The 21,102-nt window shown below is 63.2% G+C and carries 16 protein-coding genes; 9 read left to right on the forward strand and 7 right to left on the reverse strand.

The features are described from left to right. Nucleotides 1–83: 83 nt before the first annotated feature. The 5 genes from JH15_RS05460 to JH15_RS05480 all read right to left on the reverse strand — a co-directional run bounded on the left by JH15_RS05460 (nucleotide 84) and on the right by JH15_RS05480 (nucleotide 5,589). The gene (locus tag JH15_RS05460) at nucleotides 84–710 is read right to left on the reverse strand and encodes a DUF938 domain-containing protein (protein ID WP_043527748.1); all 627 of its coding nucleotides are present in this window, start codon (nucleotides 708–710) and stop codon (nucleotides 84–86) included. A gap of 17 nt (nucleotides 711–727) precedes the next feature. Beyond that, nucleotides 728–1,399, reverse strand: a complete 672-nt coding sequence (locus JH15_RS05465) for an alpha/beta hydrolase (RefSeq protein ID WP_043527750.1) — start codon at nucleotides 1,397–1,399, stop codon at nucleotides 728–730. 96 nt (nucleotides 1,400–1,495) lie between these two features. Then, nucleotides 1,496–3,265, reverse strand: a complete 1,770-nt coding sequence (locus JH15_RS05470) for an SLC13 family permease (RefSeq protein ID WP_043527752.1) — start codon at nucleotides 3,263–3,265, stop codon at nucleotides 1,496–1,498. 194 nt (nucleotides 3,266–3,459) lie between these two features. After that, nucleotides 3,460–3,666 carry a cold-shock protein gene (locus JH15_RS05475; protein ID WP_043527755.1) on the reverse strand — a complete coding sequence of 69 codons (207 nt, stop codon included), beginning with the start codon at nucleotides 3,664–3,666 and terminating at the stop codon, nucleotides 3,460–3,462. Nucleotides 3,667–3,873: 207 nt separating this feature from the next. Beyond that, entirely contained in the window at nucleotides 3,874–5,589 is a 1,716-nt protein-coding gene (locus JH15_RS05480) for a L,D-transpeptidase family protein (RefSeq protein WP_043527757.1), read from the reverse strand. A 193-nt stretch (nucleotides 5,590–5,782) separates the two neighbouring features. On the opposite strand from JH15_RS05480, the gene JH15_RS05485 reads away from it, so the two are divergent. Next, on the forward strand, nucleotides 5,783–6,511 hold the full coding sequence (locus tag JH15_RS05485) for a murein L,D-transpeptidase catalytic domain family protein (protein WP_081948901.1): 729 nt from the start codon (nucleotides 5,783–5,785) through the stop codon (nucleotides 6,509–6,511). A gap of 177 nt (nucleotides 6,512–6,688) precedes the next feature. Beyond that, on the forward strand, nucleotides 6,689–7,531 hold the full coding sequence (locus tag JH15_RS05490) for a dienelactone hydrolase family protein (RefSeq protein WP_043527759.1): 843 nt from the start codon (nucleotides 6,689–6,691) through the stop codon (nucleotides 7,529–7,531). Nucleotides 7,532–7,555: 24 nt separating this feature from the next. On the opposite strand, the gene JH15_RS05495 is transcribed toward JH15_RS05490, so the two are convergent. Continuing rightward, on the reverse strand, nucleotides 7,556–9,046 hold the full coding sequence (locus tag JH15_RS05495) for an FAD-dependent oxidoreductase (RefSeq protein ID WP_052383911.1): 1,491 nt from the start codon (nucleotides 9,044–9,046) through the stop codon (nucleotides 7,556–7,558). 205 nt (nucleotides 9,047–9,251) lie between these two features. On the opposite strand from JH15_RS05495, the gene bioB reads away from it, so the two are divergent. The 3 genes from bioB (at nucleotide 9,252) to JH15_RS05510 (ending at nucleotide 12,257) form a co-directional block, all read left to right on the forward strand. Continuing rightward, entirely contained in the window at nucleotides 9,252–10,367 is a 1,116-nt protein-coding gene (gene bioB / locus JH15_RS05500) for a biotin synthase BioB (protein ID WP_081948903.1), read from the forward strand. A gap of 81 nt (nucleotides 10,368–10,448) precedes the next feature. Beyond that, nucleotides 10,449–11,630, forward strand: coding sequence for a PQQ-dependent sugar dehydrogenase (locus JH15_RS05505; RefSeq protein ID WP_081948905.1), 1,182 nt, complete (start codon nucleotides 10,449–10,451; stop codon nucleotides 11,628–11,630). Nucleotides 11,631–11,765: 135 nt separating this feature from the next. Further along, on the forward strand, nucleotides 11,766–12,257 hold the full coding sequence (locus tag JH15_RS05510) for a YciE/YciF ferroxidase family protein (protein WP_043527762.1): 492 nt from the start codon (nucleotides 11,766–11,768) through the stop codon (nucleotides 12,255–12,257). 156 nt (nucleotides 12,258–12,413) lie between these two features. Here JH15_RS05510 and JH15_RS05515 read toward each other — a convergent pair whose 3' ends face one another. Then, nucleotides 12,414–14,594 (reverse strand): PhoX family protein, encoded by a 2,181-nt coding sequence (locus JH15_RS05515; RefSeq protein ID WP_043527764.1) that lies wholly within the window; start codon nucleotides 14,592–14,594, stop codon nucleotides 12,414–12,416. A gap of 266 nt (nucleotides 14,595–14,860) precedes the next feature. On the opposite strand from JH15_RS05515, the gene JH15_RS05520 reads away from it, so the two are divergent. From JH15_RS05520 to gspE, 4 genes are read left to right on the forward strand one after another with little or no spacing between them, the layout of a single operon-like run. Continuing rightward, complete coding sequence (locus tag JH15_RS05520; RefSeq protein ID WP_197053274.1) at nucleotides 14,861–16,597, forward strand: bifunctional UDP-sugar hydrolase/5'-nucleotidase; 1,737 nt, start codon at nucleotides 14,861–14,863, stop codon at nucleotides 16,595–16,597. Beyond that, nucleotides 16,594–17,490 (forward strand): hypothetical protein, encoded by an 897-nt coding sequence (locus tag JH15_RS05525; RefSeq protein ID WP_043527766.1) that lies wholly within the window; start codon nucleotides 16,594–16,596, stop codon nucleotides 17,488–17,490. The genes JH15_RS05520 and JH15_RS05525 overlap by 4 nt, the downstream gene beginning before the upstream one ends. Continuing rightward, nucleotides 17,487–19,565, forward strand: a complete 2,079-nt coding sequence (gene gspD / locus JH15_RS05530; RefSeq protein WP_043527768.1) for a type II secretion system secretin GspD — start codon at nucleotides 17,487–17,489, stop codon at nucleotides 19,563–19,565. Before JH15_RS05525 ends, gspD begins: the two co-directional genes overlap by 4 nt. Then, nucleotides 19,562–21,085, forward strand: a complete 1,524-nt coding sequence (gene gspE, locus JH15_RS05535) for a type II secretion system ATPase GspE (protein WP_197053275.1) — start codon at nucleotides 19,562–19,564, stop codon at nucleotides 21,083–21,085. Before gspD ends, gspE begins: the two co-directional genes overlap by 4 nt. Nucleotides 21,086–21,102: the final 17 nt, after the last annotated feature.

Genomic DNA, 21,102 nt, shown 5'->3' on the forward strand with positions numbered 1-21,102 from the left:
CCCTGTACATAACCCGATCCTCCATGATGGGGCTGGTTCCGTTCATGACCCTAGCGTTTCAGCATCTGCAGGGTCGCCTACCGTCAAGCACGCCGCAGGATCAGGCTGAGATTGTTGGCCGGCATCTCGTATACCCGGTCCAGCTCAAGCCCGTACGTTTCAGCCAGGGCCGTGACCGCTTCCAGGTCACGAATGCCCCATCGAGCATCGCGCTGCTTGAGGTCCTCGTCGAACGCGGCGTTACTGGGCGCCGTATGCTGCCCTCCACGCCGGTAAGGCCCGTAAAGAAACAGCACGCCTCCTTGGGGCAGGCGTTCCCCCGCTTCGGCCAATAACGCCTCGCTCGCTTCCCACGGCGCGATATGCAGCATATTGATACAGACTAGCGCATCGAAGGGCGATACCGCCCAAGGGCGTTGGGTCACGTCGAGCCGCAAGGGGGCTTCCAGGTTATCCGGCCCGGATTCGCGCCAGGCCGCAACCGACGCGACGGCGCGCGGGCTGGGGTCGCTGGGCTGCCAGGTGAGCCGGGGCAACCGCTGTGCGAAATAGAGCGCATGCTCGCCACTCCCGCTGGCGATTTCCAGCACCCGGCCGCTTTCGGGCAGGTGCTGGGCGAGAATATTGAAGATCGGCTCGCGGTTACGCTGCGTCGCCGGACTCGACAACCGCCGGTCGGGCTGGGAAGACAAAGAATCGAGCGTATCCATGGCGTGGCGCCTCCCCTTCACTCACTTCCCAGGCGTTCGGCCAGCCAGGGGCCGATGTCGGCGATCTGCTGTGGGCAGAGCGCGTGCTGCATGGGATAGGTGCGGTAGTTTACGGCATAGCCTATCTCGCGGGCCCGCTCGGCCCCGGCACGCCCCAGGCTTTCCGGCACGACCGGGTCGAAGGTGCCATGGTGCACCTCGATCGCCAGGTCCCGGTTGGCCTCGTGGGTCGTGATGCTGTCGGCCGTGGCGAAGTAAGTGGAAAGCGCCAGCAGACCGGCCAGTGGCTGTGGGTAAGTCAATGCCGCTTCGTAAGCGACCGCCCCACCCTGCGAAAAGCCCGCCAGGATGATCCGCTCGCTGGGGATGCCCTTGTCGATCTGATCGTCGATCAGGGCCTGAATGCGCTTGGCCGAGGCCTTGAGCTGCGCTTCGTCGACGCGCCGCCCCAGGTTCATCTCGAGAATGTCGTACCAGGCCGGCATGACCATGCCACCATTGATGGTGACGGGCAGGCGCGGTGCATGTGGCAGCACGAAACGCACAGCACGCCCCTTGGGCAGGGCGATGGCGGGCACCAGGGGTTCGAGGTCATGGCCATCGGCGCCCAGGCCATGCAGCAGAATGACGCAACTATCGGCGGGCTGGCCCTGCCGGGGTTCGATGACCAACTCGCTGGGTCGACTCATGGGTTAACGCTCCGGAAATCATTTCCCGATACCCTAACCCAAGGCACGCCTGGCAGCGAGCCCGCCCTGTCGCAAGGCCGATGAAAGAGGGCCTTGTCAGAACGGCCATACGAAGGGAATCACCATCAAGGCCACAGCGCCCACGATCAGGTTGAGCAACCCACCCACGCGCAGGTAATCGCTGAAGTGGTAGCCCCCCGGGCCGTAGACCATCAGGTTGGTCTGGTAACCGATGGGGGTGATGAAGCTCGCCGAGGCCGCAAACATCAAGGCCACGACATAGGGCATCGGGCTCACCCCCAGGCTCTCGGCACTCGACATGATGATGGGAAAGGTGATCACGGCAGCGGCATTGTTGGTGACCATCTCGGTCAGCAATGCCACCAGCACATAGGTGCCAATCAACAGCAACAAGGGATCGCCACCGGCCAGCCCCAGCGCCGCCGAGGCCAGGGCAGCCGCCGCCCCCGAGCTCTGCAGGGCGGCCCCCAGCCCGAACGATGCGGCAATCGTCAGCAACACCTGGGTATCCAGCCCCCGCTTGGCGGCACCGATGCTGCAGCACCCACTGGCCACCGATAGCGCTGCACCCAACATGGCTGCGTTGAGCATGCTCATCACGCCCGACGTGGCCAGCGCCACCACACCCAACAGCAGGCTCCAGGCCAGCCAGGCCTTTTCGTGAACCGGCCTTGCCTGGCCATTGACCTGGCTGATCAACAGGAAATCCCGGGACTGTCGATGCCGCTCGATGAAGGGTGGACGCGCCTCGAGCAACAGGACGTCCGCCGGCTGCAGGCGAACCTGGCCGAGGTTACCCGCGACCCGCTCGCCATTGCGACAGACAGCGAGCACAGCCGCACCGTACTGCGTACGGAAATGGCCTTCCCTTATTCGCTGGCCGACGAACTGGCACTGATCGGACACCACCGCCTCGACCAGGCGTCGCTCGCGATAATCCTTCTCGAGGCTGGACTGACCATGCAATGACGGCACCAGCCCGCGTACCTGCTGAAGCTCGACCGCCCCCGCCGAGGTACCGGCAAACACCAGCCGGTCGCACGCCTTGAGCTTCTCGCCAGGCCCCACCACGCTGACCACGTTGCCACCACGCTCGATCTCGACCAGAAAGAGCTCTTGCAGATGGCGCAGGCCTGCCTCTTCAACCGTCTTGTCGACCAGCGGCCCCTGGGGGTCGATCTCCATTTCGATGGTGAATTCACGAGGATTGTCGAAGGCCTGAGCGAGCCCGCGCCGCTCGGGAAGCAGCCGCCGGCCGATGAGCAGCAGATAGGTCAACCCGACCACCGCCACCGGCACGCCGACCCAGGCGATATCGAACAGCCCCATGGCCAGCGACGGGTAACGATCCATCAGCATGCCATTGACCACCAGGTTGGTGCTGGTGCCGAACAGCGTGACAGTGCCCCCCAGGATGGACGCAAAGCTCATCGGCATCAGGAATCGATGGGCCGGCAACGAGAGGCGCCGGCTCCAACTGAGTACCGCGGGGATATAGGTGGCCACGACCGGGGTGTTGTTGAGGAAAGCGCTCAGCGCGGCAACGGGAAGCAGAAGGCGCATCTGGGCGCTCCCCTCATGGCGTGGGCGGCCCAGCACATAGCGGATGATCAGGTCGATGCCCCCCGTCTCGCGAATGCTGGCCACCAGGACATACATGAACGCGACCGTGAACAGGCCCGTGTTGGAGAACCCCGCCAATGCCTCCTGGGGACCGATGACCCCGAGCGTCAACAGCACGACCACCGCCCCGAGCAGGATCATGTCGGCACCCAGACGGGTGAAGGCCATCAGGGGGAAAACCACGGAGACGACAAGAAGGGTCAGCCAGGCATCGAGCGACATGCAGACGGGTCCAGAACCAGGAATCACATGTCGAGCATTGTGACCGTCGCTTTATATACTAGAAAGTTATTTCTAGAAATTTGTTTATCTTTAAATGGAATATAAAAGCGCGCTGTTTGCGTCAAAAACGAACAAGGCCCGCCGAAGCGGGCCTTGCTGTGGCTACCCGAGGTAGCGTATCAAGCGCGTCGCGTTTAGCTGACGACCTTGATGTTGGAAGCCTGGAGGCCTTTCTTACCCTGGGTCACTTCGTAGGAGACCTTCTGGCCGTCCTGCAGGGTCTTGAAGCCATCGGCTTGAATCTCGGAGAAGTGAGCGAACAGGTCGTCACCGTTATCGTCCGGAGAAATGAAGCCGTAGCCCTTGGAGTCGTTGAACCACTTCACTGTACCAGTTGCCATTATCTCTGTTCCTTAATAGCTGGTTGTTTATCGGGAAGGACCCGAGAACGTGGGTAAAACAAGGGAGTAGTCACCAGGCTACCGAAACGTTATGACAACTTTCGGACTGACGATATTCGACTTGCTAACCAACTACGCACATGCGAGCGCGCACCGTTGCCCCACGTCAATCGAAATTTAGCCTGTTTCTCGCGCTTTCGGTAGTGCTTATTCCAAAGCGAGGCGAAGCGCGTCATCCAGTGGCTCATCAAGGGCGCGTTGCAGCTTGTCGTCACGCTCGTAGATGTCTGGGCGAAACGCCAGCTGGCCCTGCCGCGTGGTATCCACCGTCCAGTAATGAATGATCACCGGCACTGGCTCCTCGAGTCGAACGGTCCGGCTTTCGTTGGAGCCCACGGCCTCGCTCAGTGCCGCCGCGTCCCAGCGGGGATTGTCCTCGAGCAGCAGCCGGACGAACTCCATCACGTTCTCGACCCGGATGCACCCGGAGCTGGCCGCTCGCTGGGGGCGGTTGAACAGATGCTGCGCCGGCGTGTCGTGGAGATAGACCGAGTAATCGTTGGGGAAACGGATTACCGCCCGGCCCAACGGATTGTCGCCGCCGGCGGGCTTGCGCAGCATGATGTTGCCGGGCTTTTCCCAGTCGATGTCCCGCGGGTCGAGCGCATTGCCCTGATAATCGATGACCTTGAGGTTTTCCTGCTCAAGATAGGCCAGGTCGTTGCGAATCTTGGGCAGCATGTCATCGCGATAGATGGTCGGCGGGATCGTCCAGGTCGGGTTGAGGTTGAGATGGGTGATCTCCGAGCGCAGCGTCGGCGTGGAGCGATAGGGCTGGCCCACCACGATACGCGTACGCCATACGTCTTCCGGGCCGCGGTAGTAGCTCAGCTGATAGCCGGCGATATCGACCAGCACGAACTGCTCGGGGAGATCGTGGAGCAGCCAGCGGGCGCGCTCGAGATTGACGCGGATCTGCGCGACCCGGCTTGCGGCCGGCACATTGAGGGCGGCGCGTGTCTTGGGGCCGATGACACCATCGTCCTCGAGCAGGTGACGGCGCTGGAACTGGCGAACGGCTTCGGCCAGCGTGGCGTCGTAGTGCTCGGCTTCCGGCGCCTCGAGCTGAAGCGGCTCGAGCGCATAGTAGTCGATGTCCGCCGCGAGGAGTTCGGGCTTGCCGAGCACACCCAGACGCTCACGTAGCAAGGCCACGTCGGGGTGCCGGCCGCCGGGCTTGAGCGGCGACTCCCGCTCGGCCAAGTGCGGCCAGCCGCCCGCCTCGGCAATGGCCCGGTAGCGTGCCAAACCATCGCGCAGGCGCTGGTACGGTGGGTGCTCGGGGCGCGCCGCATCGAAGGTAGCGGCAATCTCGCCGCGCTCCACCTGCTGCCCCAGGGCGGCGTAATCGGGGGCGAACTCGTCGACACCGATTTTCCAATCCTCATCGACACTGGCCGGGTCGACCTTGCCCCGGCTGAGGTGACGCAGCGCCAGCAATAGCCGGCTAGTTGCTGCGACCTCGGCGTCGGCCAGGGCGCGAGCATTGCTCGAGGCATCCTGGGTGAGGCGGGCCCACTGGGTGGCCAATGCCTGAGGCCGATAATCCTCCGGCGAGAGGCCGTCATCCTCGAGCTCTCGCAACGCCTCGACCAGCGCCGAAACCTGGGTCTGATCCTGCCAGACCGGGCGAAACCCGCGGGCGCGATAAAAGGCAGCCACGTCATTCGTCAACGAATCCGCTGCGTCATCGTCCGAGGGCGTGTCGGTGAGGTGAGAAGCGCTACGATCCTGGGAAAATCGGCTCTCGAGCTGACTTTTCACCTCGCTCCCTGGGGCCTCGGCCTGGCTCCAGGCCGTGTTCCACATACACATCGTCAGCAACCAAGTGACGAACAGCAAAGGGGCTGATGCGCTTTTCATGCTTCCGGGACTCCTTCCCGTTGCGTAAACTTCCATCCGTTATATCGCCCTACGTCGAGAGTGCGTGAAAAACCCCGGGGTCTGGTCCATCCCCGCGGTGTCCATACTGGTCTTGGCCCCATACGTAGCGCGCCATACCTACACCTTACTGAATTCATACGACCTTGGACCAGTCGTGAGGACCTTTCCCCGCATGCGCATCAGCCCGTTTTCCTTCCTCAAACGCCTACGCGCCTGTTCATTGCTCGGGCTGTGTTTTTTCGCATCTACCGGCGTCGCCTCCCCGCTGACCGACACCCTACAGCGTCTGGCCCCGAATGCCGATGCCCAGGTGTTGCGCCTGGCCGCGAGCGCCTTGAACTGCGCCCAGCCCGATGCCGAACGCCTGGCCGTGATCGATTTTTCGCGCAGCGCCAACGAGCCGCGCCTGTGGGTCTTCGACCTGACCCAGGGGCGCCTGCTGTTCGAGGAACTCGTTTCCCACGGCCAAGGCACCGGCGAGGCCGAGGCCCAGTGGTTCTCGAACACCCCCGATAGCCATCAGTCGAGCCTGGGGCTGTTTCGTACCATGAACAGCTACTACGGCAGCAACGGTTATTCGCTGCGCCTGGAAGGACTGGAGCCCGGCGTCAACGACCTGGCCTATCAGCGTGCCATCGTCATTCACGGGGCCGACTACGTCAGTGAATCCTTCATCGAGCGCTACGGCCGCCTGGGGCGCAGCCATGGCTGCCCGGCAGTACGCACAGAGGTCGCCAAACCGCTGATCGATAGCCTCAAGGAAGATCAGTACGTGTTTGCCTACTATCCCGATCAGGAGTGGCTATCGCAGTCGGCATACCTGAGCTGTGGCCAACTGCCCAGCCTGGCCAACAGCATCGATGCGCGCGGCTATTCCCTGGCGATGAACGCCACCCCCTGAGCCGCGGGTCAGCGCCTGATCGGCATTCGCTTAAAAAGGGGTTATCGAAAGAGACGCGCGTTTGCGTATACGCTTATGCGCAGCCTGACTATGGTAAGAGAAGGCCAGCGTATCGAGACGGCCCTACTCGTCGCCGTTCATGCAAAAAGATCCAGAAGAATTCAAAAGGAGAACCCCATGCGTACCCTGCTCCTCCTGTGCTGCCTGGTACCGGGCCTGTTGGCTGGCACGGTACAGGCCCAGTCCGCAACGCAGCCGGCCGAAGTGAATGTACCCATCGCCTGGGGTCCGCGTATCGAGAGCGAGGTGTTCACCTACACCACGGGCGGCGATACCTATCAAGGCTATCTGGCACATAACGCCCATGATGAAACCCCGAGGCCGGCCGTGCTGATCGTGCATGAATGGTGGGGGCTGAACGAATACGTCAAGCGGCGTGCCGACCAGTTGGCCGCCCTGGGCTTCGTCGCCCTGGCGGTGGACATGTACGGTAACGGCCAGATCGCCGAGCATCCGGACGAAGCCGGTGAATTCGCTCAACGGGTGATGCAGGATTGGCCGGCCGCGCGGGCACGGCTCGAAGCGGCCATTAATGAGCTGAGCACCCACCCGGCCGTGGCAGATGTCGGCATGGCCGCCATCGGTTACTGCTTCGGTGGAGGAGTGGTCATGAACATGGCACTATCGGGCATGCCGCTCGAGGCGGCGATCAGCTTTCACGGAAGCCCGACCCTGGCGGCCCGGAACCGGCAGGAGTTCGCGGGCGTCGTGCAGATCCACAACGGTGCCGCCGATCCGCTGGTTTCCGAAGAGGACCTGACCGCCATGGGCGAGGCGCTCCAGGCCCAGAGCGCCGACGTCGAGATCATCAACTACCACGGCGCCACGCACGCCTTTTCCAATCCCGATGCCACAGCGGTCGGGGAAGAGTTTGGGCTCCCGCTGGGTTACGACGCCGCAGCGGATGCGGCGTCCTGGCAAGCGGCATTACTGCTGCTGGACCGTACGCTCAACGATTGAGCCTGGCTTGGATTACCCCGGGGTTCAGGTCCCCGGGGTGCGGCGAGCCAGCATCTCGTAGGCCGGCCCTTCGATCACTTCGCCGTTCGCATCGAAGCGGCTGCCATGGCAGGGGCAATCCCAGGTCGTTTCGGCGGCGTTCCAGTGCACGATGCACTTCATGTGCGGACAGACCGCCGAGAGCACCTTCAATTCACCCGCCTCGTCACGACGCACCGCCAGCTTCTCGCCATCGACCGTCGCCACGCGCGCCTCGCCGGGGGCAACGTCGTCGAAGGTCTTGAGTTTATCGGTGCCCAGATAGTCCTTGAACATATGCTTGGCGACCGTCGCGTTCTCCTTGGCGTATTGCGATGCTGACTTGCCCGGGGTGATGCGTCGGGCGTCGTACCGTGCATGCCAGGGATTGTCGCGCTCCTGGATCAGATCGGAGAGGATGCTGCCGGCCAGTGTGCCCCAGACCAGCCCGTCGGCGGCAAAGCCGGTGGCCAGATAGACATTGTCACGGCCATGCATGCGGCCGATATAAGGCAGGCCATCGGGTGAAGTGTACTGCTGGGCCGACCACTCATGGGTGAACGACGCGACATCGAAGTGCCGTTCGAGATACTCGCGCATCTTCTGATAATGATCGCCCTGATGCTCCCCGGTCTTGTGCTTCTCGCCGATCGCCATCAGGTACTGCTCACCGCCGTGACGGTAGCTGCGCAGGGAGTGGAAGGGATCCAGCACCCAGAGAATGCCCTCGGGGTAATGACCTTGTGACAGCCGGGCACTGACGGCGTATTCACGCGATGTCAGCATCCCACCTTGCAGCATGCTGATGCCCTTGGGCGTGTGGGTGGCATGGACGATGTGTTGCGCGGTGATTCGCGCCGTATCGGTCACGATCACGCCATGCTTGTCGTCGACTTCCCGAACCGGGCTGTGCTCATGGATGGCGACGCCCGCCCGGCTCGCCGCCTGGGCCAGCCCCTGCAGATAATGCAATGGATTGAACTGGGCCTGGTTCTCGACTTTGAGCCCCCGGGTCTCGAATGGCAGCTCAAGATCATCGGCGTCTGTGACGGTCAGACCTGCCGCGGCCATCGCATCCCGTTCGTCATCGAGCGAGTGGTTGGCTTCGTCGGCACTGGGCACCACCCGATAGAGCGGCGTGCGCCTGAAGTCGCACTCGATCCCGTACTGCTGAACCCAAGCCTCGATCCGATCGACCGCCTCGGCGCGCGACGTGACCACATCCGCCACGGCGGTGCTATCCCATTTGCTGCGTATCGATGCCAGCCCCGACGCCAGAGGGCTATAGAGGTTGCCAGTGGAGCCACCGGTGACGCCATAGCCGACCGAGTGGGACTCGAGCACCAGGACATTGCGGCCCGCTTCCGCCAGTTGCAGCGCCGTGCTCATACCGGTAATGCCGGCGCCGATCACCGCCACATCCACCTCACGGTCTTCCTGAAGCGTTGGAAACACACCCGCCGCCACATCGCTTCCCAAGGTCCAGATCGCATCCATGTCAGACACTCCTTTTACGCTACATCGTTAACGACACGTGCCTTAGTTATAGAAGCCAGGGCGTGCGACCGCGAACGGCGAGCCGAGACAACGCAGGGCCGGCAGCCAGTTAACCTCCACGAATATCCAGGTTGACAGGAATCGAACAAGCCGTAAGCTCTCAGTCAACTTCTCATAATCGATAACGTTGACAAGAGCGCGCCTTATGTCCTCCATTCCTTCCATTTCCTCAATAACCGCGCAGGGGGCCACCGCCCACCGGGACGCGGCTCCCCGCCATGATTGGGCGCTCGACGAGATCGAGGCGTTGTTCGCCCTCCCCTTCAACGACTTGCTGTTTCGGGCCCAGCAAGTGCATCGCGCCCATTTCGATGCCAACGCCGTGCAGGTCTCGACGCTGCTGTCGATCAAGACCGGCGCCTGCCCGGAGGACTGCAAGTACTGTCCGCAGTCCGGCCACTACGCCACTGGCTTGGGCAAGGAAAAGCTGCTGGAGATCGAAAAGGTGGTCGAACAGGCGCGTGCCGCCAGGGACGCCGGCGCCAGCCGTTTCTGCATGGGGGCCGCCTGGCGCAGCCCGCGCGAGCGCGATCTCGACGTCGTTCTGGAAATGGTGCGCCGGGTCAAGGCGCTGGGGTTGGAGACCTGCATGACGCTGGGCATGCTCGATGGAAAACAGGCGCACAAGCTTTCCGAAGCGGGGCTCGATTACTACAACCACAATCTCGATACCTCGCCGGCGTACTACGGTGAAATCATCACCACCCGCACCTACGCCGACCGCCTCGATACCCTGGGCCACGTGCGCGAAGCCGGCATGAAGATCTGTTCGGGCGGCATCCTCGGCATGGGCGAGGCTCCCCGCGATCGCGCCGCCCTGCTCCAGCAACTGGCCCGGCTCGACCCGCATCCCGAATCCGTGCCGATCAACATGCTGGTAAAGGTGGCAGGCACGCCGCTGGAAGATGTCCCCGATCTCGACGCGATCGATTTCATCCGCGCCATCGCCGTGGCACGGATCGTCATGCCGGCAAGTCACGTGCGGCTCTCGGCCGGCCGCGAACAGATGGACGAATCGACCCAGGCACTGGCGTTCCTGGCCGGGGCCAATTCGATATTCTATGGCGACCAGTTGCTCACCACCGGTAACCCGCAGGTCGAACAGGACCGTGCGCTATTTGCCAAGCTCGGCCTGCATCCCGAGCGTCGCGAGACCTGCGCCGACGACAGCCAACAACAGGCCGGCCTGGCAGCCGCCATGCAGAGCCAGGCCGCGGAGCGCAACGTGAGCACGACGTATTACGATGCCACCCTGAACTGACCAATCATCTACCGCTTCGCTTGCGGGGCGGTGTCGAGCGATTACCTTGAAGTGAGCCCACCCGTAATGGAGGACGCACTCATGGATTGTTTCTCTCGGGCCACGCTAGGCCGCGCCGTGCTAGGCCGGACCACGCTTGGCCTTGTCGGCACCGCCCTGCTCATCTCCCCACTGGCTATTTCCGGCGCCTTGGCCCAACCCAAGGAATCCGTACAGACCGACGCCGGCGCGCTCAGCATCGAACCGGTCGTCGATGGCTTAGTTCACCCCTGGGGCATGGCCTTTCTGCCCGATGGTCGCCTGCTGGTGACCGAACGCGCCGGTCGGCTCCGCATTCTGGACAAGAACGACTCACTCTCCGACCCCGTCGAGGGGGTGCCCGAGGTGTATAACCAGGGCCAGGGGGGCCTGTTCGATGTTGCGCTCCACCCCGATTTCGACACCAACCAGCAGGTTTATCTCTCGTTCGCCGATCCCGGCAAGGATGGCGCCACCACGGCCCTCGGCCGGGGACGGCTGGTCGACGACCGGCTCGAGGATTTCGAAGTGCTGTTCCGCATGGAGCCCCGCGTGGAGCACGAGAACCACTTCGGCGGCCGCATCGTCTTCACCGATGACGATACGCTCTACCTCACCCTTGCCGAGCGCTTCCAGTTCGCCCCGGCCCAGGACCCCACCAACCATCTCGGCACCATCGTGCACCTCAACCACGACGGCACCGCAGCCGACGATAACCCCTTCGTCGGCCAGGACGACGGCCGCGACGGGATCTGGTCCTACGGCCATCGCAACATCGAAAGCGCCGCCCTTCACCCAGACACGAACGAACTATGGGTCGCCGAGATGGGCCCGCTGGGTGGCGACGAGCTCAATCGCCCCGAGGCCGGCAAGAACTATGGCTGGCCCGAGGTGAGCTGGGGTAAGCATTACAGTGGCGAAGACATCCCCGACCCCACCGAGGACGGCGAATTCGCCGGATCGATCAAGCACTGGACACCGGTCATCTCGCCTTCGGGCATGATCTTCTACACCGGGGATACCCTCAGCGAATGGCAAGGCAGCATGCTCATTGGCGGTCTCTCGGAACAAGGCCTGGTGCGTGTCGAGCTCGACGGTGACGAGGTCACCCATGAGATGAGCATTCCCCTGGGAGCGCGCATTCGCGACGTGGAACAGGGTCCGGATGGGCTGGTCTACGTCACGACCGATGAAGAGAACGGCAGCATCATTCGCCTGCGTCCGCTCGATGACGACGGGAACTGAACACGCTTACGGAGCCCGGCGGCGGCATCACATCGACACACAACGGATACCGATGGATACCGCCAAGGCCGTCATTTGTTGCTAACTTTTAGAGTGTCGATCACGGAATGACGCACACCGCGAAAGGAGAACGCCATGAAAGTGGAATCACCCAACGATCTGTTCATTCGTCTACTGTCCGAAGCCAACAGCGGCGAGAAGCAAATGACCCGCGCCCTGCCCAAGATGGCCCGCGCCGCGGATGACGAGCAACTCGTCGAAGCGTTCAAGGAACACCTGGAAGAGACCCGCGCCCAGGTCGAGCGCATCGAGCAGATTGTCGAGTCGGATGACAGCATCCGTACCAAGCGCATCAAGAGCTATGGCATGGAAAGCCTGATCGAGGAAGCCCAGGAACTGATCGACGGCTCCGAGAAAGGCCCCGTGCGCGATGCCGCCCTCATCGGCTCTGCGCAGAAGGTCGAACACTTCGAGATTGCCGCCTACGGCACCTTGGCGGCCCTGGCCGACCAACTCGGCTACAAGAAGGCCAAGGAACTGCTCGCCGAAACGCTGAAGGAAGAAAAGTCAGCCGACGAGAAGCTCACCAAGCTCGCCAAGATGGATGTAAACCGCAAGGCGGGCTAAACGAAGCCAGGTTCCCTCTCCCTTTTTTGGGCAGGTCAGCGCGTCTGGCCTGCTTTTTTTACGTACCCGCATGCCACGAATCGGACCGCGTCTTCGGGCGGTTGCAACGAAAAAGCCCCCAACGCGTGGGGGCTTTGCGACGGCTAGAAATACTTGTCAAACGGCGATCTTCCCACCATCGGCCTTCTGAATCACGACCGTAGAGGCACGCGGACGCACCGTGCCGCTGGTCTTCTGGGTGGCATCCTGCACGAGCGCGTTGGGATCGGCCGGCCAGTTGCCCGGGTGCTGGATGTTGATGAACAGCGCGGTCTTGTCGGGCGTCGCGAAAATGCCCGTCACTTCACAGCCGTTCGGGCCTACCGCGAAGCGCTTGAGCTGCTGCTGGTCGCTGGCATCGATCACCGCGGCGTCGCCCTCGCCCAGGCTGACCGAATTAGGCACGACCGCCAGCAACTGATCGTTGGTGTAGTCAGCGACCCCATCGTAGCCATTGTCGGTCTGGATCCACAGGATGCCTTCGCCATCACCCCGCTCGTCGTACCACAGGCCATCGGGACTGGCGAACTGGTTGAGTTCCGTCAAGCCAGACAGGTTGTTTGTATCTTTCTCAGCGGCACCGAAGACGAACACTTCCCAATCGAAGGTGGTCTCTTCCGGCGACGGCTCGCGCCAGCGGATGACCTGACCACTTTCGTTGTCGGGACGCGGGTTCGGGCCGTTGACCGGCGCGGTAGCGTAGCCCACGCCCAGCGCATCGACATCGCTTCCATTGTTGGTATAGGTAGCTGCGGTGCCGTCCTCGGTGCGCTTGCTGTTGTTGGTCAGCGTCATGTAGACCTCACCGGAGACCGGATCGACGGCCCCCCACTCCGGACGGTCCATGGGCGTGGCGCCCATCAAGTCGGCTGCATCACAGGTATGGATGATGATGCCGGCCAGGTCGTTGTCAGCCAGGCCCAATGCAGTAGAAAGGCGTTGGCCGTCCTGGGTCGTGGCGCCTGGCGTCAATGCCATCCACTCGCCCGTGCCGTTGGCGTTGAACTTGGCGACGTAGAGCGTGCCCTTGTCCATGTACTTGGCGCCGATGGCCAGGCGATCATAGTTGCCACCGGCCCGGTTGGCATCGGCAGGGTTCCAGACAGCATCGGAAACGAACTTGTAGATATACTCGTTGCGCGAGTCGTGGCCAGAGTAAAAGACTACTGGCTCACCCTCGACCAACTTGCCCGGCCAGCAACCTTCGTGACGGAAACGGCCCAACGCGGTGCGCTTGACGGCACGCGTGTTGGTGTAGGGGTCGATCTCAACGATATACCCGAATGTCCGCGGCTCGTTGCGGTAATCGTCCGCCGCGGTCGCCCCACTGGGAGTCGCATTGAAGCGGGCAAATTCGCCATTGACCTCGCTAGGATCATTGGCCGCTGTCTCCCAAGCGTAACGTCCGTTATTGCTCGGGATACCCAGTCGATTGTCATCGTTTTCACGGCCGCTTGTCTTGACGAAAACGTTCGGCCAGTTTTCTTCACACGTCAGGTAGGTCCCCCACGGGGTATAGCCACTCGCGCAGTTATTATTCGTGCCGCGGGTCAAGGTCCCGTCGGGGGAATAGGCGGTAATGACGTAGTCAGTGCCTCGTACCGGGCCACTCAGTTCCATGGGGGTGGCACTGGTATAACGGCGGTTATAGGGCGAGTTGGGAACGTGCACCCATCTCCCGTTCGACTGCTTTTGTACACGCACGATGGTCACACCGTGAGCATTGATTTCGGTGCGCACTTCGTCGGCCGGGCGATTACCACTATTAAAGGTCGGCCCCGGCGGGGTATTGGTTGACCAGAGTGCGCCCGGATCGATGTATTCATTGTTGAGGGCAAGCAGGAAGTCGCTGGAGGCATTCTGCTCATCCAGCGGGAAATAATACATGCCATCGTGCTGCATACCGACGCTGTTGGCCTGAGCGTCCGGCGTCATCATCCGGTCATTGCTCCAATCCATTACCGAATTGGACAGCGGCGTACCCCAAGGAATCAGAACCTGAGCGGTGTAGCCTTCGGGCACGACGACGGCATCGGTCCGCGAGCCGTCAATGGCCTCAAAGGCCAGCGCTAACGCCGTTTTCTCCGGCAGCTCCCCGCCGCCATTCGAGCCGCCGCCGTTGCCGGCATCGCTATCGCTGCAGCCTGCCAGGCCGAAGCCACCCAGTACCGACATCGCCGCCATACCCAAGCCACCCTGCATGACACCGCGCCGCGAGACGTGCTTTTCCAATATGGAAGAAAACGGCTCATTGGTGCTGCGGTTCAGAACGCGATGATCTTCGATTTCCTTGCTCATGATTCCCTCACTCAGTAGGTACGGTCGATGTGATTTCTTCTCGTAACATCAGCCTGGCGCGGGATAAGACAATAGTGATGGGATGTGACAGGTAGGTTAACGAAAATGGTCTCGAAGGGTTAATTATCCAGATATCAGCCTTTTGGCCGTCACAAAAATGTCATGGATAAGTCATTAATATCGCCCCAAGAGAGCGCCTTTTTACGCCCTGGCCTCCTCACCCAAACGCTCAACGACTCGCACTTCGGGCCAAGGATCCGTCCAGTATGGTTTTGCCTCACGATCCAAGTACGACGCTCAATTCCATCTCGCTTCATGAGCGCAAAGCCTCTCTGCTATCGCGTCGTCGCGTCCTGCAAGGCACCGGGGCCGCTCTGCTGATGCCTTGGCTCGCCGGTTGCGCCACAAACGGCAGCGCCCGGCGAACACTGAGTACGCCGGATGGCTCGGGCCAGGTGAATCTGCTCTATTACGCCGACACGCTGGATACCCGCCAACCCGAGTATCCCATCGTGCCCGCAACGCGGCTGGGACCCAGCGAACGCCTGGGGCAGGCCCCCTGGGCCACCGCCGCCAGCGTGGCAGCACTGACCAGCCCGCTGGATACGACCATGCGCCAGCTCACCGATCCGACGCTGGCGACACAACAGCGCTTCGGCGGCTACGCCGGGCTGGCTGCCAAGCTGGCGCAATTGCGCCGTCGCCTGGGGCCGCAGACATTGACGCTGGAAAACGGCCAATGCTGGAACGGCAGCGGCCTGAGCCACTTCACCCAGGGTCGCTCCGGCATTGCCGGGAGCCAGCTGCTCGGCGCCGATGCACGGGTCAGTAGTAACGAGCGCCTGATATGGGCGGATAGCATTGCCGCCCGCTACCGTGAGTTCGGCGCCCCGGTGCTCGGCACACTCACGCCGGAGCAGAACCCCGACGGGCGGGTCACGCCGTTTACCGTCTTCGAACGTGGCGGCGTGCGCGTCGCGGTGGTGGGCATTAGCGACCCTTACGCTCACGACGAGACCCGCCCCTTGGATGCCTGGTACGACGACGGTCGCCGTCAGGTCCAGCAGGCCCGCGATCAGGCCGACCTGGTCGTGGTGCTTGCCGATGTCGGCACCGGCCCGGGGTTGTGGCTGGCCGAGCGGCTGGATGAGGCCGATCTGCTGCTGTGCGCGCGTGGGCAGGATTTCTGGCCGGAGACGATCGAGGTGACCCGCCGCGACGGCAGTCGCATTCCGGTGTGCCTGGCCGGCACCCGCGGCATCGGTGCATACCATCTCGACTGTCGCTTCCATGAAGGCCGCTGGCAGATCGCTGCAGCGTTCCATGCGGTCTCCGAGGCAACGCTGAGTGCCGAGGAGGCCCGCGAAGCGAGCACCTTACAGGCACAGTTGGAGGCTCAACGCGCCCCCTATGCAGCGTGGCTCGACCGCCCTCTTGCGTATGCCCCGCAATGGCTTTGGCGGCGCGACGTGGTCAGCGGCAGCTGGGACGCCCTGATCAGCGCCGCACTGCGCCAGGAAGTGGCGGACCGCCATACGTTGTCGCCCGGCTTGCGCTACGACGTGGTCGTCGCTCCCGGCGATCCGATCACCCGTGAGCATCTGATCGCGCTCAGTGGCGGTCACGATGCACCGGTGTTCACGGTCGATGCCGATCACGCCTCGGTGCATGCGCTCTTCGAACGCGCCTGTGACCAGAGCTTCGGTTATCCGTTGTTGCTCGATAATGCCGAGGATCTGCCCCGCCTCGACACTATCGACTGGCAGTGCCGTTACGGTGCCGAGACCGGCCGGCGGATCACCTTGGCGAATGACGCCATCCCCCAGCTGGTGACCTGGAGCATTCGACCCGACGCACCCGAAGGGGAACCCCTGTGGCAGGTCGTGGAGCGCTTTTTGACCGCCCAACCCGCGGACTGGGCACTGTCGCCTCGGCCCACCGGCACGTTCACCTATGTCGAAGGGCACCCCGGCTGGCACCCCGAAGCCCGCCTCGGCTCATGAATACACTACGCTCTCTGGCCACGCCCCCCACGCGGTTGAAGTCAATAGCGCACTGGCTGGCCTGGTGCCTGCTGGCCTGGTTGTGTGCCCGGGTGATCGCCGACGGCGCACACCTGGCCTGGCGTCTCGCCCATCCTCCGTCAGCGACAACGACGGCTTATACGCCGCCCGCGGCAGCGTTACCGGTCACGGGCAACACGTTATGGCATAGCGATCGTCCCGCTCAGGGATCGGCACTGCCGCTGACCCGCCTGCCGCTGACCATTATCGGCGTGGCGCGCGGCATGCCATTGAGCCGCTCGGTGCTCATCCTCGATACCCCCCAGGGTCAGCAGGTCGTAACGCTGGGCGAGCGCATCGACGATCAGGTACGTCTCGTCGATATCACATTGGCGGGCCTGACCCTCGATAACCGGGGTCGTCAGGAAGGCCTGCCATGGCCACAGGCCCGGTCCCCCCAAAGCGCGCCTACCCTCGCCGTGGAGTCACCGCCTGCAAGCACCCCGGCGTCTTCGCCCCCCGTCGACCCAGCGGATGCCACCCCGCAGCCAGTCGCCTGGCCTGACGAGGCGTTCATTGCCCGCTTCGGCGAGGGGTATTCCCAGGCGTTGTTCAACGACCCCACACCCCTGCTTCGCTATTTCCAGGCAGCCCCGGTACTCGAGAACCAGCAGCTCAAGGGCTACCGCTTGCGTCCCGGCAGCGATGCCTCGCTGTTCGAGGCACTGCCGCTGGAAAGCGGCGATGTACTCACGGCGATCGAGGGCCATGCCATTCGCGAAAGCGACGCCCTCGCCCTGCTGCAAGAGCGCCTCAGCCAGGCCCGCGCTCTACACGTCCAGTTGCAACGCGACGGACGCCCGATCACGTTGAAAGTGGAGTTTTCTTCATGAAGTTCCGGCACACGCTCGTCGCCTTCCTGCTCACGGCGGTCGTTTCGCCGGCGCTCGCCCAGACGGACGGCGCTATTGCCAATGAGGGCGACGCACCGCGCTACGAGATCGACTACACCGATGTCAGCCTGGAAGAATTCATCGATAGCGTCGGGCGCATCACCGGCAAGCACTTCATCGTCGATCCCCGGGTGCGCGGCAATATTAGCCTGCAAAGCCAGCGCAGCCTGAGCGCCGACGAACTCTATCGCGTGTTTCAGAACCAATTGCAGATCAATGGCTACGCCACGGTCGAACTCGGCGATGACCAGGTACGTATCGTTCCCGACCAGGTGGCCCGCACCCAGCCCCTGCCGCTGGGCAATGAAACCGACAGCGGCAATGTCATGGCCACCCAGGTCATCGAGTCCCAGCATCTCGATGCCTCGACCCTGGCGAACATTCTCCAGCCACTGGTCGATGCCCGTGTCGGTACGATCACTCCCTACCCGGACAGCAACATGGTGGTGGTCACCGACTGGCGCGACAATCTGCAGCGCCTGACCCGACTGGCGACGCTGCTCGACAGCAATCGCGACACCGGTGCCGAGGTGGTGTCGCTCGATTTCGCGGACGCCCAGGAGCTGGCCGAGACTATCGATAGCGCACTCCAGGGATCGGGTGGCGACACGCGAGTGATCGCCTCGCCACGCGCCAATGCACTGGTGGTGTTCGGCAGCCAGCGCGACCGTCAGCGCGCCCAGCGCCTGGTTGCCGCCCTCGATAAACCCAGCGAACATCAAAACACCAATACCCGGGTCATCTATCTCAATCACGCCGGGGCCGACACCGTGGTCGAGGTGCTGCGTAGCCTGCGCGACGGGGGCGGCCATGTTTCCACTATCGAAGCCACCGGCGCCGAGGTCCGCCAGGTATTGGGCACGCCCGTCGGCAACGAGAACGCCTCGCCGGGCGAGAGAGCCTCGACACTGGGCGATGGGAGCATCGCCGCCCGCACCCGGCGCGTCGCCTCAAGCGACGACGTCGCCTTTGCGGTGCATCCCTCGACCAACGCGCTGGTGCTCACCGGCCCGTCTTCACAACTGGACGCCTATCAGAGCATCATCGAACGGCTCGACATACGACGTGCCCAGGTCGCCGTCGAAGCGATCATCGCCGAAATCACCGAGTCGCGGGCGCGCGAGCTCGGCGTGCAGTGGCTGTTCGCCGATACTAGCGGCAGCGGCACATTTCCCGTCGGCGGTGTCAATTATTCCACCTCGTCGTCGCCTGGCATCAATCAGCTCGCTGCGGCGGCGGCCAGCGACGACACCAGCGCGCTGGGTTCGTTGCTCGGCAGTCTCAACGGCGTCACACTGGGCGTCGGTCGTCTCAGCGACAGCGGTATCAGCTTCGCCGCCCTGCTCAATGCCCTGCGCAGCGACACCGATACCAACCTGCTCTCCACGCCTTCGCTGACCACGCTCGACAATGCCGAGGCCTACATCCTGGTCGGCCAGGAAGTGCCCTTCGTGACCGGCTCGACCACCGTCGACAATACCAACCCGTACCAGACCATCCAGCGCGAAGATGTCGGCATCAGCCTGCATATCCGTCCCTCGATCAGCGCCGACAACACCATACGCATGGAGATCACCCAGGAGGTCTCGTCGATTGCCGACAACGTGAATGCCAGCGACGTGGTCACCAACAAGCGCGAAATCGAGACCACCGTGCTCACCCAGGATGGCGGCATCATCGTGCTCGGCGGCCTGATCAGCAATCAGAGCAACAATACCCAACAGCACGTGCCGCTACTGGGCGACATCCCGCTGCTCGGTAACCTGTTTCGGTATTCGAGCCGCTCCAACGAGAAGCAGAACCTGATGGTCTTTATCCGCGCCCGCGTGCTGCGCGATGCCCAGACCCTCAATGCTGCCACGGCCGAGAAGTACCGCTTCATGCGCGCCCAGCAGTTACTCAACGATTTCGATGCCGACCAGACCCTGCCGGAACTGGAAACTCAGGCCACGAATCTGTCACTGAACACGCTCTATCCCTCGGCGCGAGATCGGCTGGGAGCGCTGGCGCCATGAACGCACCGTTGGATACGCTCCAGGCGGCTGCATCCTCCCCGGAACGGAGAGGCCCCGCCAGCGAGAGGTCATTGCCCTATCGCCTGGCGCGACGCGCCGGGGCGGCTATCGACTGGCGTAATGCGGGCTACCATCTGCTGTGCCGCGAAGACGTTGACATCGTTACCCTGCAGGAGATCCAGCGTGTCCACGGCGACCCGTTGAGCTGCGAATGGCTCAGCGAGCGTGTCTTCGACGACCGCCTGGGTCGGCTCTACGATGCCAGCCGCGCCAGTACTGAAGCCCTGATGGAAGGGCTCGCCGAGCACGTCGATCTCGATCATCTGCTGCAGGAACTGCCGCGCACCGAGGACCTGCTCGACGCCGAGAATGAAGCCCCGGTCATTCGCCTGATCAATGGCATCTTCTCCGAGGCCCTGCGCCTGGAAGCCTCGGATATTCACGTCGAACCCTTCGAACACGAACTGGCGGTGCGGCTACGTGTGGATGGGGCGCTGCGCGTCGCCCTTCGTCCGCCGCGGGTGCTGGCACCGATGCTGATTTCGCGCATCAAGGTCATGGCCAAGCTCGACATCGCCGAAAAGCGCCAGCCTCAGGATGGACGGATCACCGTGCGCACCGCCGGGCGTCATGTCGATATCCGCGTCTCGACGCTGCCCGGCATCCACGGTGAGCGCGTCGTCATGCGCCTGCTCGACAAGCAAGCCTCGATGCTCGACCTGAACGCCATCGGCATGCCCGACAGCATGCTTGAGGCTTACCGGGCGACACTGGCCCGGCCCAACGGCATCCTGCTCAATACCGGCCCCACCGGCTCGGGCAAGACCACCACGCTCTACGCCAGCCTGGCGCATCTCAACGACAGCCAGCGCAACATCCTCACCATCGAGGATCCCGTGGAATATGCCATCCCCGGCATCGGCCAGACACCGGTCAACCCGCACGCCGGACTGACCTTCGCCCGGGGGCTACGCGCCATCCTGCGCCAGGACCCCGACGTGATCATGATTGGCGAAATCCGCGACGTGGAAACCGCAGCGATCGCCGTCCAGGCCAGTCTCACCGGCCACCTGGTGCTCTCCACCTTGCACACCAACAGCGCGCTGGGGGCCGTGACCCGCCTGCGTGACATGGGTATCGAACCGTTCCTGCTTGCCACCAGCCTCAAGGGCGTGATGGCCCAGCGGCTGGTCCGACGGCTCTGCCCCGCCTGTCGCCATTGGCGAGAAACCACCGGGACCGACCTGGGGCGGCTCAGTGGCCTGGAGACACTCGAGCGCCTCGCTGAGCCGGTCGGCTGCGAGGCGTGCGACCACACCGGGTTTCGTGGCCGCCTGGGGCTCTACGAGTTCATCGCCATCGACGACACCCTGGCGACCATGATCCACGATGGCGCCGCCGAATCGGAGATGGCCAGGCACGCCTTCACCACGCACATGACCCTGGTTCAGTGCGCCGTGGATCGCCTGCAGGCGGGGGAGACCAGTGTCGATGAGGTACTGCGGGCGATTCATCAGTAAACGAGCGAAAAACTGCA

This window comes from Litchfieldella xinjiangensis, assembly GCF_000759345.1.
Taxonomy (GTDB): Bacteria; Pseudomonadota; Gammaproteobacteria; order Pseudomonadales; family Halomonadaceae; genus Litchfieldella_A; species Litchfieldella_A xinjiangensis.

What these genes read in the sequence shown, in the direction of transcription:
- JH15_RS05460 (WP_043527748.1), bottom strand. Translation starts at nt 710, where the DNA reads ATGGATACGCTCGATTCTTTGTCTTCCCAGCCCGACCGGCGGTTGTCG.
- JH15_RS05465 (WP_043527750.1), bottom strand. Translation starts at nt 1,399, where the DNA reads ATGAGTCGACCCAGCGAGTTGGTCATCGAACCCCGGCAGGGCCAGCCC.
- JH15_RS05470 (WP_043527752.1), bottom strand. Translation starts at nt 3,265, where the DNA reads ATGTCGCTCGATGCCTGGCTGACCCTTCTTGTCGTCTCCGTGGTTTTC.
- JH15_RS05475 (WP_043527755.1), bottom strand. Translation starts at nt 3,666, where the DNA reads ATGGCAACTGGTACAGTGAAGTGGTTCAACGACTCCAAGGGCTACGGC.
- JH15_RS05480 (WP_043527757.1), bottom strand. Translation starts at nt 5,589, where the DNA reads ATGAAAAGCGCATCAGCCCCTTTGCTGTTCGTCACTTGGTTGCTGACG.
- JH15_RS05485 (WP_081948901.1), top strand. Translation starts at nt 5,783, where the DNA reads ATGCGCATCAGCCCGTTTTCCTTCCTCAAACGCCTACGCGCCTGTTCA.
- JH15_RS05490 (WP_043527759.1), top strand. Translation starts at nt 6,689, where the DNA reads ATGCGTACCCTGCTCCTCCTGTGCTGCCTGGTACCGGGCCTGTTGGCT.
- JH15_RS05495 (WP_052383911.1), bottom strand. Translation starts at nt 9,046, where the DNA reads ATGGATGCGATCTGGACCTTGGGAAGCGATGTGGCGGCGGGTGTGTTT.
- bioB (WP_081948903.1), top strand. Translation starts at nt 9,252, where the DNA reads ATGTCCTCCATTCCTTCCATTTCCTCAATAACCGCGCAGGGGGCCACC.
- JH15_RS05505 (WP_081948905.1), top strand. Translation starts at nt 10,449, where the DNA reads ATGGATTGTTTCTCTCGGGCCACGCTAGGCCGCGCCGTGCTAGGCCGG.
- JH15_RS05510 (WP_043527762.1), top strand. Translation starts at nt 11,766, where the DNA reads ATGAAAGTGGAATCACCCAACGATCTGTTCATTCGTCTACTGTCCGAA.
- JH15_RS05515 (WP_043527764.1), bottom strand. Translation starts at nt 14,594, where the DNA reads ATGAGCAAGGAAATCGAAGATCATCGCGTTCTGAACCGCAGCACCAAT.
- JH15_RS05520 (WP_197053274.1), top strand. Translation starts at nt 14,861, where the DNA reads ATGGTTTTGCCTCACGATCCAAGTACGACGCTCAATTCCATCTCGCTT.
- JH15_RS05525 (WP_043527766.1), top strand. Translation starts at nt 16,594, where the DNA reads ATGAATACACTACGCTCTCTGGCCACGCCCCCCACGCGGTTGAAGTCA.
- gspD (WP_043527768.1), top strand. Translation starts at nt 17,487, where the DNA reads ATGAAGTTCCGGCACACGCTCGTCGCCTTCCTGCTCACGGCGGTCGTT.
- gspE (WP_197053275.1), top strand. Translation starts at nt 19,562, where the DNA reads ATGAACGCACCGTTGGATACGCTCCAGGCGGCTGCATCCTCCCCGGAA.